The organism is Natronosalvus rutilus, from assembly GCF_024204665.1.
GTDB classification, from domain to species: Archaea; Halobacteriota; Halobacteria; order Halobacteriales; family Natrialbaceae; genus Natronosalvus; species Natronosalvus rutilus.
The window spans coordinates 656,899-668,733 of record NZ_CP100355.1 but is presented as its reverse complement, the minus strand read 5'-3'; the positions used below and the strand labels follow the sequence as shown (position 1 = coordinate 668,733).

12 protein-coding genes are annotated in these 11,835 nt (G+C 66.4%); 6 read left to right on the top strand and 6 right to left on the bottom strand.

The window, feature by feature from the left end; genetic code table 11:
* Position 1 precedes the first annotated feature (1 nt).
* From NGM29_RS03285 to lipA, 3 genes are all read right to left on the bottom strand, one after another.
* Positions 2–988, bottom strand: a complete 987-nt coding sequence (locus NGM29_RS03285) for an alpha-ketoacid dehydrogenase subunit beta (protein ID WP_254158951.1) — start codon at positions 986–988, stop codon at positions 2–4.
* 1 nt (position 989) lies between these two features.
* A complete protein-coding gene (gene pdhA, locus NGM29_RS03280) occupies positions 990–2,099 on the bottom strand; it encodes a pyruvate dehydrogenase (acetyl-transferring) E1 component subunit alpha (RefSeq protein ID WP_254158949.1) in 1,110 nt (369 codons plus the stop codon).
* Between the two features lie 310 nt (positions 2,100–2,409).
* Positions 2,410–3,387 (bottom strand): lipoyl synthase, encoded by a 978-nt coding sequence (gene lipA / locus NGM29_RS03275; protein WP_343233691.1) that lies wholly within the window; start codon positions 3,385–3,387, stop codon positions 2,410–2,412.
* 117 nt (positions 3,388–3,504) lie between these two features.
* Here lipA and NGM29_RS03270 point away from each other — a divergent pair, with 117 nt between their 5' ends.
* Positions 3,505–4,908 carry an MATE family efflux transporter gene (locus tag NGM29_RS03270; protein ID WP_254158944.1) on the top strand — a complete coding sequence of 468 codons (1,404 nt, stop codon included), beginning with the start codon at positions 3,505–3,507 and terminating at the stop codon, positions 4,906–4,908.
* A gap of 79 nt (positions 4,909–4,987) precedes the next feature.
* Here the strand turns inward: NGM29_RS03270 and NGM29_RS03265 are convergent, their stop codons facing one another.
* Both NGM29_RS03265 and NGM29_RS03260 read right to left on the bottom strand, forming a co-directional pair.
* Positions 4,988–5,596, bottom strand: coding sequence for a DJ-1/PfpI family protein (locus NGM29_RS03265; protein WP_254160390.1), 609 nt, complete (start codon positions 5,594–5,596; stop codon positions 4,988–4,990).
* 139 nt (positions 5,597–5,735) lie between these two features.
* Entirely contained in the window at positions 5,736–5,903 is a 168-nt protein-coding gene (locus NGM29_RS03260; protein WP_254158942.1) for a DUF1059 domain-containing protein, read from the bottom strand.
* 180 nt (positions 5,904–6,083) lie between these two features.
* Between NGM29_RS03260 and NGM29_RS03255 the strand changes: the two genes are divergently transcribed.
* The 4 genes from NGM29_RS03255 (at position 6,084) to NGM29_RS03240 (ending at position 10,141) form a co-directional block, all read left to right on the top strand.
* Positions 6,084–7,835: an excinuclease ABC subunit C gene (locus tag NGM29_RS03255; protein ID WP_254158941.1), complete on the top strand. Its 1,752-nt coding sequence runs from the start codon at positions 6,084–6,086 to the stop codon at positions 7,833–7,835.
* Between the two features lie 96 nt (positions 7,836–7,931).
* A complete protein-coding gene (locus tag NGM29_RS03250) occupies positions 7,932–8,426 on the top strand; it encodes a GNAT family N-acetyltransferase (RefSeq protein ID WP_254158940.1) in 495 nt (164 codons plus the stop codon).
* Between the two features lie 56 nt (positions 8,427–8,482).
* Positions 8,483–8,776: an SUI1 family translation initiation factor gene (locus NGM29_RS03245; protein WP_254158939.1), complete on the top strand. Its 294-nt coding sequence runs from the start codon at positions 8,483–8,485 to the stop codon at positions 8,774–8,776.
* Between the two features lie 180 nt (positions 8,777–8,956).
* A complete protein-coding gene (locus tag NGM29_RS03240; protein ID WP_254158938.1) occupies positions 8,957–10,141 on the top strand; it encodes an MFS transporter in 1,185 nt (394 codons plus the stop codon).
* 104 nt (positions 10,142–10,245) lie between these two features.
* Here the strand turns inward: NGM29_RS03240 and NGM29_RS03235 are convergent, their stop codons facing one another.
* Positions 10,246–10,707, bottom strand: a complete 462-nt coding sequence (locus tag NGM29_RS03235) for a hypothetical protein (RefSeq protein ID WP_254158937.1) — start codon at positions 10,705–10,707, stop codon at positions 10,246–10,248.
* Between the two features lie 141 nt (positions 10,708–10,848).
* On the opposite strand from NGM29_RS03235, the gene NGM29_RS03230 reads away from it, so the two are divergent.
* The gene (locus tag NGM29_RS03230) at positions 10,849–11,787 is read left to right on the top strand and encodes a DUF7983 family protein (RefSeq protein WP_254158936.1); all 939 of its coding nucleotides are present in this window, start codon (positions 10,849–10,851) and stop codon (positions 11,785–11,787) included.
* Positions 11,788–11,835: the final 48 nt, after the last annotated feature.

Sequence of the window (11,835 nt, the reverse complement as noted above, 5' to 3'; positions counted from 1 at the left end):
GTTAGAACTCCATCGTGTCCCGAATTCCCGTCTCGATACGGGCCGGTTCGGGCAGGTAGTAGTCCTCGAGCGCGTACAGCGGAAACGGCGTGTCGAACCCGCTGATACGCTGAATCGGCGCCTCCTGGTACATCAGGGCCTCCTCCTGGATGGTGGCGGCAATCTCGGCGCCCATGCCGTTCGTCTTCGGCGCCTCGTGGACGACCGCACCGCGGCCGGTCTTCTTGAACGACTCGACGATGGTGTCGATGTCCAGCGGGGAGACCGTGCGGAGGTCGACGACCTCCACGTCGATTTCGCCCTCGAGGTTTTCGGCGGCCTCGAGCGTCGGGCGGGTCATCGCGCCGTAGGTGAAGACAGAGATGTCCGATCCCTCGCGGCGGACGGCCGCCTCGCCGATCGGCACCTCGTAGGACTCGTTTGGCACTTCTTCGCGGAACGCCCGGTAGATGAGTTTCGGCTCGAGGAAGATGACCGGATCGGGTGAGCGAATCGCGCTCGTGAGCAGTCCCTTCGTGTCGTATGGCGTCGACGGGATGACGACCTTGAGACCGGGCTGGTGGACGAACATCGCCTCGCTCGACTCGGAGTGGTGCTCGGGCGCCCGGATCCCGCCGCCGTAGGGCGCGCGAATGACCATCGGGCAGGTGAAGCGACCTCGCGAGCGCGTTCGAAGGCGCGCGGCGTGGGAGACGATCTGGTCGAAGGCGGGGTAGATGAACCCGAGGAACTGCATCTCGGGGACGGGTCGGAGCCCGTAGGCGGCCATCCCGATGGCCGTCCCGACGATGCCCGACTCGGCGAGCGGCGTGTCGATGACGCGGTCCTCGCCGAACTCGTCGTAGAGGCCTTCCGTCGCGCGGAAGACCCCGCCGTTCTTCCCGACGTCCTCGCCCATGACGACGACGTCTTCGTCCCGTTCCATCTCCTGACGCAGTCCGTCGCGGACCGCCTGTACCAGCGTGAGGTTTTCAGATTCTGCTGCCATGTTAGTCCTCCAGTAGCGCGTCGTCTCCGTACTGTTCGCGAATCCGTTCGAACCACTCGCGTTGTTCCGCGAGCCGGCGCGGCATCTCGGCGTAGACCTGCGAGAAGATCTCCTCGGGGTCCGGCCGCTCGACGGCTTCGGCGGCGTCGATCGCGTCCGCGACCGCGTCGGTGACGCGGCCCTCGATGGCGTCAGCACGCTCGTCGTCGAGCATCCCGTGCTCGCGCAGGAAGGTCTCCATGCGCGGGATCGGATCCTTCTGTTTCCAGCGTTCGACCTCCTCGTCGTCGCGGTAGACCGAGGGGTCGTCCGCGGTGGTGTGGGCCCCGAAGCGGTACTGGACCGCCTCGATGAGCGTCGGGCGAAGTTCGCCCTCGCCCGGGTTCTTGGCCTTCTGGACGGCCTCGCGGGTGACCTTGTAGACGGCCAGCGGGTCCATCCCGTCGACCTGGACGCCCTCGAACCCGTAGGCGCTGGCCTTCTGGGCGATGGTGTCGCTCGCGGTCTGACGCTCTCGAGGCACCGAGATGGCCCACTGGTTGTTGTTACAGAAGAAGACGGCCGGCGCGTCGAAGACGCCCGCGAAGTTCAGGCCCTCGTGGAAGTCGCCCTCGCTCGTGGCGCCGTCGCCAAAGTAACAGAGGAACGCCTTCTCTTCGCCTCGCAGTCGGGAGGCCCAGGCGGCCCCGGTGGCGTGGGGAATCTGGGTCGCGATGGGCACGGCAACCGTGAAGATGTTCTGCTCCTCCGGGACGGCGTTGCCCTCCTCGTGGCCCATCCAGTAGAGCAGCGTCTGTTTCAACGAGAGTCCGCGGACGAGCGCCGCCCCATGCTCGCGGTAACTCGGGAAGAGCCAGTCTTCGTCGTCCAGGGCGTGGGCGCTTCCGATCTGGGCGCCCTCCTGGCCCGACAGCGGCGGGTACGTCCCCATGCGACCCTGTCGCTGGAGACTCACCGCCCGCTGGTCGAAGTGGCGGGCGAGTTTCATCTGCTCGTAGAGCTCGAGGAACTCGGATTCGTCGAGATCCGGTACCTCGACGCCCTCGAGGACGCGACCGTCGTCGTCGAGTACCTGTACTCGATCACTGGGGTCGTGCTGTAGCGTGCTCACGGGTATACCCACCTTCGCATACCCTAATGGTCTATCGCTCACGTTAAAGGAGTTTCGTAAATAATTTACTATCAGCACGATTCTTGCCATTGATTACCAAAGTTCGCCGTTGTTTTCGGGTAAGGGCGACCGAGCGTCCAAATAAACCCGAGCATTCGCGAGAATAGTTTGGAGTATCACGGATTATGTCCACGTTACTGGACGGATGTTGGTCACTCGAGCGGGTTCCAGGAGCGAACCGCTCGTGCGGCGGCCCGGTACGATATCGAAACGCGTCTGAAAGATGATGGAATCGCGGGCGAAAGACCGCTCAATTCGACGCGGGGCTCTGACGAGCGCTCGCTCGAGCGTCCTCGACGCTCCTTCCCTCCCGAAGCACTGCATCGACGAACAGTTCGCCGGCCTTGTACGACGAGCGAACCATCGGCCCGCTGGCACAGTACAGGAAGCCGAGTTCCTCCTCGGCGACGCGGCGCCAGGTCTCGTACTTGTCCGGGTGGTCGTAGCGTTTAACCTCGAGGTGACTCAGTGACGGTTGGAGGTACTGACCCAGCGTGACGATGTCGACCCCGCGCTCGCGGAGGTCGGCCAGCGTCTGGTAGACCTCGTGGTCGTACTCGCCGTGGCCGAGCATGATCGACGTCTTCGTGTAGATGTCCGACTCGCGTTCGACCTGCTCGAGCACGCCCAAGCTCTGTTCGTAGCCGGCCCGACGGTCCCGGACGGGGAACTGCAGACGCTCGACTGTCTCGACGTTGTGGGCGATGACGTCCGGCTGGGCGTCGATTATCTTTCGGACGAGGCGTTCCTCGCCCTGAAAGTCGGGGATGAGGACCTCGACGAGGACGCCCGGGTGGCGCTTTTTGATTTCGCGAATCGTCCTGGCAAAGTGACCGGCGCCCTGGTCGGGGAGGTCGTCGCGGTCGACGCTCGTCAGGACGACGTAGTCGAGGCCGATCTCGGCGATGGCCTTCCCCACGTTTTCGGGTTCGTCCGGATCGAGCGGTTCCATGCCGCCCGTTTCGACGTCACAGAAGTTACACCCGCGCGAGCAGCGATGACCCATCAGCATGAACGTCGCCGTGCCGCCGCTGTCCGATTCGCTCGTTCCGTTTCGCCCGCTCCAGCACTCGCCCAGGTTCGGGCAGTTTGCCTCCTCACAGACCGTGTTGAGGTCGTGCTCGCGCAACGTCTCCTTGATACCGGTGAACTCCCGGCCCGACGGCGGCCGCATCTTCAGCCAGTCGGGCTTTCGCGAGCGACTCATACTCTGATCCTGGACGGCGATGGTGAAAAGTCGTGGTGGTTCTGGTCGATATTCGCCCGTCTCTCCCTTGAGACAATACACCAACGTGAATGAACAGTTATATTACGTTCCGTGTGCCAATGTAACAGGTCACTGACGATGCTATCCGCTTCGCGTGAGGAAATTTCGAGCGGCTCCCTCCCGAAAGTCCTCCTCGTACTCGCTGCACCGCTGCTCGTCCAGAACCTCGTTCACGTCGCTAACCAGGTGATCGACGTCTTCTGGCTCGGTCGGATGGACCTTGGCGGCGACGCCATCGCGGCCGTCGGGTTGAACTTCCCGATCATCGCCCTGCTGTTCACCGTCGCCATCGGCATCTCGGTGGGTACGCAGGTCGTCGTCGCCCAGCGCGTCGGCGCCGAGAATCTCGAGGGGGCCCGTCGCGTCGCCGTCACCGGCACCGTCGTCGGTCTGATCGGCGGAACGATCCTTGGCATCGTCGCGTTCGTCTTCGCGCGTGACGTCATGGGGCTGTTCGCGGCCGAGCCCCAGGTCATCGAGGCCGCCGCCGCCTACCTCGCAGTTATTGCGCTCGGCATTCCGCTCGCGACCGCCAGCGACGCCCTCGAGTCGGGCTTCGTCGGCTGGGGCGACGCGCGGGCAGCGCTGTACATCAACGTCGCCACCGTGGTCGTGAACATCGTCCTCGATCCGTTCCTCATCTTCGGCTGGTGGGTGTTCCCAGAACTGGGCGTCGAGGGAGCGGCTTCTGCGACCGCCATCGGGTACGCAGCAGGCTTTTTCTTCGCGGTCGGCCTTGTCGTCTACGGCCGGGACGGCTTCCAGATTGGGCTCCGCGACCTCGGCTTCGACCTCGAGGACGCCCGCGAGATTGTCGACGTCGGCTGGCCGAACGCCGGCCAGTACGTCGCGAGCCAGTCCGTTCGCGTGTTGATGGTCGCCATCGTCGCCGTCGCGGGCGGGTCGGCCGCCGTCGCCGCCTACACCATTGGCGCCCGGGTCGCCTCCATCGCCTTCATCCCCGCCCAGGGCCTCCAGCAGGCCGCCCAGAGCGTCATCGGGCAGAACCTCGGTGCCGAGAATCCAGGACGGGCGACCAGGACGACCTGGGTTGGCGTCGCCATCGCCGCGGGTGCCCTCACCGTCGTCGGCGCCGTCCAGTGGCTCGTTCCCGAGACGCTGACGACGGTCTTCGTACCCGACGCGACGCCCGAGGAGGTCGCCCACACCGTCGCATACCTCGAGATCCTCGCCTACGGCTACTGGGCCATCGGTGCGAACTACCTGCTGATGGCCGGGTTCAACGGCGCCCGCCGAACGCGGACGAGTTTCGTCGCCACGCTCTGTCAGTACTGGACCGTTCGCCTCCCGGTCGCCGCTCTCGGGATTTACGTCCTCGGCATGGACGCGACCGCCGCCTTCTGGGCCGTAACGATCTCGAACGTCGTCGTCGCCGTCGGACTGGGACTGTACTACTGGTACGAGACCGGCTCCGGGATGAACCAGCGTGCGGTCGACGTCGCGGCCTCGAGCACCGATTGACCGGCTTTCATTTTCCAGCGTTTGCTCGATGTTGGTCCCTCGAGTGGGCGCTCAGGCCGTCCAACCGCCCCGACCCCGTTCAACGAGCGACCACCTCACCCCGGCGCTCGTGTTCCATCTCTTCCGCGACCGCCGCCGCGACCGCCTTGCCGAACTCCCGCTCGAGAAACCACAGTGCCAGGTCGATCCCCGACGTGACGCCGCCTGCGGTCAAGATATCGCCGTCGTCGACGACCCGCGCCGAGCGCACGTCCGCGACCGACTCGAGGGCCTCGAGGGCGACCTGATGGGTGACGGCGGGCCGACCGTCCAGGAGACCCGTGTCGGCGAGCACCATCGCGCCCGTACAGATCGACGCGACGACGGTTCCGTTCGCGTGACGATCGGCGACCGCCTCCGGAAGGCGACCCTCGTCGATCACACGACTGACGCCCCCGTCGTCGTTCGTCCAGCCCCCGCCCGGGACGACGAGCACGTCCGGGTCGCCCAGGGCGCCGTTGGGTTCGACGCGAAGGCCGTGACTCGCTCGAACCCGATCGACGGGGTCGAGGGTGACGAGTTTCGTCTCGAGGGACGCACCGGCTCGAGCGCCGTTCTGGAAGACCTCGTAGGGACCGATGGCGTCGAGTTCGTCGAAACCAGGGAAGAGGACGATTTCGACAGTGGTCGTGGATGCGGCGTCGGACATGTGCTCGAGGAGGGTCCTCGAGATGAAGCGTGTTTCGCGTTCGTCGGCGAGGTTGCGGTGTCGGCTCTCGCTCATCACTGGCCGGAGCGTTCGTCGCTGGCCGGAGCATCACCCCGACAAAAATGAGATCGTAGTCGTCTCAAACCTCGTGGATCAGCCCCTGGACGTCGTCTCGAGAGACGGACTTGTTGTGGGTCCGCTCGGCGTGTTGCTGGACGAGGTCGACCATTTCGTCCTCGTTTTCGTCCTGGATGATGAAGTCACAGTCCTCGAACCCCGCGTCTTTGCATTGTACCTCTTTGACCATAGGAATCACTCGCCACGTACGGGCAGCGGTTTCCACACCATCGACCAGTATAACGGTTATCGGACGGTGCGGTGACAGTCACACAGAGTGAAGACTTCGGGACCTTCCGGCAACGTGGCGGTACCGCCGTCCGGGGACGGTACACTGAAACCCCTCGCCCGACTAGGGGCGTCGATAGCGATGGACGTCGAGACGCTTCGCGAGCGAGCCAGCGACCTCCCTCGAGAGCCCGGCGTCTACCAGTTTCGAAACGGCGAGGCAACGCTGTACGTCGGCAAGGCCGTCGACCTCCGCTCGCGGGTACGCTCGTATGCGGACCCGCGGAGCGCCCGCATCAGGCGAATGGTCGACCGCGTCGACGACCTCGAGATCGCCGTCACCGACACCGAGACCCAGGCGCTGTTGCTCGAGGCGAACCTGATCAAGCGCCACCAGCCCCGGTACAACGTCCGGCTGAAGGACGACAAGTCCTACCCGATGGTCCAGCTGACGGCTCACGAGGCGCCGCGGATCGAGATCACCCGCGACCCGGCAGAGGCCGCGACTGTCTTCGGCCCGTTCACGAACAAGGGGCGGCTCGAGACCGTCGTGAAGGCCCTGCGGGAGACCTACGGCCTGCGCGGCTGCTCGGACAACAAGTACGCGGGCCGCGACCGCCCCTGCCTCGACTACGAGATGGGGCTCTGCAGCGCCCCCTGCACCCGCGAGATCGGCCTCGAGAGCTACCGCGAGGACGTGCAGTCGGCCGTCCGCTTCTTCGAGGGCGAGACGGGCGTGCTCACGGACCCCCTCCGGCGGGGGATGGAGACCGCCGCCGAGAGCCAGCAGTTCGAGCGCGCCGCTCACCTCCGGGACCGCCTCGAGACTGTCGAGGCGTTCCACGGGGACGCCGACGACGCCGTCCAGTCGATGGGCGAGAGTCAGGAACACCTCGTGGACGTCGTCGGCGTCGCAATTCGCGGCGAGGACGCGACCGTCGCCCGCCTGCGCTCCGACCGCGGCAAACTCGTCGACCGCGACCGCCACACCCTCGAAGCACCCGCGACCGACGACGAGGCGGAGAGCGCCGTCCCCGCCGTCCTCGCGGCCTTCCTGGTCCAGTACTACGCCGAGCGACAGCTGCCGGACGCGCTGTTGCTCCCCGAGCGCCACGGCGACCCGGAAGTGGCCGCCTGGCTCGAGGCCGAGGGCGTGGCCGTCCGCGTCCCGGGCGCCGGCCGCGAGGCGAAACTCGTCGAACTGGCGCTGAAGAACGCCCGCCAGAACGTCGGCCGACGGGACGAGTGCGGCATGCTCGCCGATGCGCTAGGTCTCGAGCGGGCAAGGCGCCTCGAGGGCTTCGACGTGAGCCACGCCCAGGGCTCGTCGGCGGTCGGCAGCAACGTCGCGTTCGACGACGGGAGCGCCGACAAGTCGGGCTACCGCCGAAAGAAGCTCACCGACGAGAACGACGACTACGCCAATATGCGCCGACTCGTCACCTGGCGCGCCGAGCGAGCCCTCGACGGGCGGGACGACCGGCCCGATCCGGACCTGCTGGTGATCGATGGGGGTCGAGGACAGCTGGAGGCGGCGCTCGAGGCCCTGGATGAGGTGGGCTGGGACGTGCCCGCCATCGGACTGGCAAAAGCCGAGGAGCGCGTCGTCACGCCCGACCGGGAGTACGACTGGCCGCGGGATGCCCCACACCTCCACCTGCTCCAGCGGGTACGCGACGAGGCCCACCGCTTCGCCGTCCAGTACCACCAGACCCTGCGAGACGAGGTCTCGACGGTGCTCGACGACGTCCCGGGAATCGGACCGGAGACGCGAAAGCGGCTGCTGGGGCGGTTCGGAAGCGTCGAGAACGTCCGGGCAGCGAGCCTCGAGGACCTGCAGAGCGTTCCCGGCGTGGGCGAGCGAACGGCGCAGACGGTCAAGGAGCGGCTGTGAGCGGTAGTCACTGTGAACGGTCGGCCAGCGGGCCGATTCCAACCGTCGTCTCGAACCCCCGACCACCTCTTTGGTACTCGATGACGTGGGTCGCGTATGGACACCGACATTCGCCCGGCCACGGCAGACGACCGCGAGTCCATTCGCGAACTCGCCCGCGAAACCTGGTACGACACGTACGTGGAACTCGAGCGCGACGTGATCGACGAGACCGTCGACGCCTGGTACAGCGACGAGGAACTCGAGCGCGCGCTCTCGACGCCCGGTACGACGATGCTAGTCTCCGAAGCGGGTGAAGGTAGAATCGTGGGGGTCGCCCACGGCGTCGTCCAGGAGGACGAGGGCGACGTCCTCCGACTGTACGTCCACCCCGACCACCAGCGCGAAGGTATCGGCACGGCCCTCCACGAGCGACTCCGCGAGAACCTCGAGGACTTCAACATGCGTCGCATGCGAGCGATCGACCTCGCGTCGAACGCCGAAGGGCGGACGTTCTACGAAGATCTGGGGTTCGAGAAAACCGGCGAGGGAACGGTCGACATCGGTGGCGAGTCCCGTCAGGAGGTCGTCTACACGCTCGACCTCGAGTGACAGTCAATTCGGGCGAGAGACAACACTTTGGTACTCGAAAACGTAGCATACGTACCGTGTCAAACGACGACCTCGACGACCTGCTCGACGAACTCGACTCCCACGACGACCTCACCGTCGCCGAACAAGTGCTCACGATCCGCCTCGAGAAGCGCCGGTACGGGAAACCCGTCACGATTCTCGAGGGGTTCGACCTCTCGACGGCGGACCTGAAATCGACCGCCTCCGAACTCAAACAGGCGCTCGGGACGGGTGGCACCGTCGAGGAGGGTCGAATCGAGCTTCAGGGGGATCACCGCAGTCGACTCCCGCCGCTCCTTCGCGAGCGCGGATTCCAGGTCCAGGAGTAGCGCTCACACATTTTTGTCGTCGAGCACGGGTCGCTCGACTGCCGCAACCGACGCGTTCTTTGGGACACCGACTCGAGAATTACACGACACTCGAGCGCGTCGGGTTGCCACGGAGAGAACGGCAGCCAGCCGCCCACAGCCTCGAGGCGAAACTGACGACGAACGACGAAACCGACGACGATGGATCTGCTGAATCGATGGCGCTACCGGGAGACCGTCCTTGCGCTCTGTACGCTCGCCTTCTTCGCGACGATGGTCGCCCGCCTGGTGATCAGCCCGGTCGTCCCCGACGTCACCGACGCCTTCGGCGTCTCGAACTTTGTCGTCGGCATCGCGCTCACCGGTCTCTGGATGACCTACTTCCTCGCGCAGTTCCCCAGCGGCATCCTGGCCGACCGCTTCGGCGAGCGACCCGTCATCCTGGTCGCCGTCGGCGGCACGGCGGTCACGAGCCTCCTCATCGCTGTCTCTCCCGCGTTTCCAATCTTCCTGCTCGCGACGCTCGTGCTCGGCGCCGTCGCGGGCCTCCACTACAGCGTCGCGACGACGCTCTTGACCCGGACCTACGACAACATCGGCTCCGCCATCGGCATCCACAACGGCGGCGGCCCGCTCGCCGGCCTCGTCGCCCCGGCCCTGGCCGCCTGGGTCGCCGTCGTCCTCGGCTGGCGCTACGCCATCGCCCTCGGCGTCGTCGCCGCCGTCCCCATCTACGTCCTGTTCTCCCGCTACGTCGAACCGACCGAGCCGCGCCGCCCCGACCAGCCGATGCGCGACCGGTTCGAACTCGAGCCCCTGCTCGAGGTGCTCTCGCGCCCGCCCATCGCGTTCACCGTCTGCCTCGCGATCCTCTCGGCGTTCGTCTGGCAGGCGCTGTCGTCGTTCCTGCCCACCTTCCTGATCGAACACCGGAATCACTCCCAGACCCTCGCCGGCATCGTCTTCTCGGCGTACTTCGTCGTGCAGGCGATCACCCAGGTCGGCGTCGGCGCCATCTCCGACCGCTACGGCCGCGACCTCGCCGCCGCCGGCTGCATGGTGCTCGGCTCGAGCGGTCTCCTGCTGTTCGTCTTCGGCCCCGGTTTTCCATCGATCGTCCTCGCCGTTCTGCTCGTCGGAACGGGCCTGGGCTGGGGTGCCGCCCTCCTCCCGCGGATCATGGACAACCTCAACGACGAAGAGCGCGGGGCCGGCTTCGGCCTCGTCCGGACAGTCTACGGCGTCGTCGGCTCGCTCGGTTCGGTCGCGACCGGCCTCTTCGCCGACGTCCTCGGCTGGGGCGTCGCCTTCACGATCCTGGCCGGTCTCCTGGTCGTCGTCCTCCTCGCGCTCGTCACGAATCGAGCCCTGGGACTGGGGTACTGACCTGACTGGTCCCTCGAGAGGGGGCTCTCCAGGGCATCTATAAGTTCGGTTTGTTTGCTATAGAAAATATAGTTTTGTCGAGCTACGGAACCGAAGCGACGGAATCAGTGTTCCTCGCTCAGTTCGCGCTCCTTCGTCACCGTCTTGTCGCCTTCCGGCGGAGCGTCCTCGATGTCCGCTGGACGAGACGCACCCGAATCCTCGGTTTTCGCCGTATCGGTCTCGGCGCCCTCGCGTTCGGTGTCGTCCGTCTCCCGCTCGTCCCAGGATGGCCCCTCGCTCGAGGGGAACGCCTCGAGTCGGATCGTCTCGTCGACCGTCTGGACGTCGCTCTCGTGGAGCGGGACGGCGTCCTGGGGGTCGGACGACCAGCCGAGGGCCGCCCTGAGCGAGTCCACGACGCCCGGTTCTGGTTCGACGAACGCGGTGTCGTCCTCGACCGAAACGACGACGCCGACCGCCGCTCCCTCGTCGTTTTCGACCGTCTTGCCGACGTCGTCAGTCGTGAAGGTGGCGCACATACACTGGGCTAGCCCCGCCTCGAGCGAATAGTGTGGTGCCTGCATCGGCTGGCAGGCCCGAGGGTCGTCCGAACGTGGACGCCGTCCCATCGTCGGCGCCGGCGTCAGTACCCCATTGTCGGAGTCGACCCACCACCCGGCACACACGCGGCAATGGCTTTTCGAGGTGGCCGTCGACCGTTCCCTATGGACTGGAATGCCCTTCGCGACGCGTGTAGAAGCCTCGAGCCTGGAAGCGAACTTGTGACGCCGGTCTCCGAGCGCGCGTTCCGGATCGAGGACGCGCTCGAGGATCGACTCGTGATTCAGTTCGTCGACAGCGGCGAGGAGCGCCCGCTCCACCGCGAACAGTTCGACGTGCTGGCCGAGCAACTCGAGGGCGGCCCGATCCCGCTCGCGGAACTCCCGCCCGGCGTCGAGCCGTACGCGAGCGTCCTGAGTCTCTCGGCCGAGCACGTCTCCGACGGCGAGACCCTCGAGCGCGCGCCGGAGGAGGCCGTCGCCGGCGAGAGCCCGCATATCGTCTCGCCCGAGGACGCCCGGACGAGTCTCGAACGGGTACACGACGACGCCACCCTGCTCGCCGATCAGCTCGAGCGCCTCGAGCGCGACGGGCGCGACGAGCCGTCGACGCTCGACACGGAGACCCTGACCGACCTGTACGTCCTGCTCTCGGACGTCCAGCGGGGGTCCGACCGGGTACGGCGAACCGCCGGCGAGACGCTGCTCGAGCGACTCGGCCCCGACCAACAGCTTCACGGTCGCTTCGGGACGGTCCGGCGAACGACCCGCGACCGGCGCCAGCCGAGAGACGAGGACGTCGTCCTGGACGCCCTCGACGAGCACGGCATCCCCCACGAGTGGGTGCTCGGGATCGACTCCGACAAGCTTGACGTCGTCCTGGCGGTCACCGACCTCGAGCCTGACGCCGTCTACAACGTCGAGCAGCAGGTGTACGTCCAGAAGACCGGCGTCGACGAGGGCGAGAAGTACTCCCGGCTGCAGGGGCTAGCCGAGCGCCTCGAGAACGTCGATGCGGAAGCCGCCGGCCAGATCGACGAGTCGCTCTACGACGACCTCAGCGACCTCGAGCAACGGCTCGAGGAGGCGCTCTCGGCGGGGTGATCGGGTGGAGACCGTGTGATCGATCCATTCTGCCCGAGTCGGTGAGTC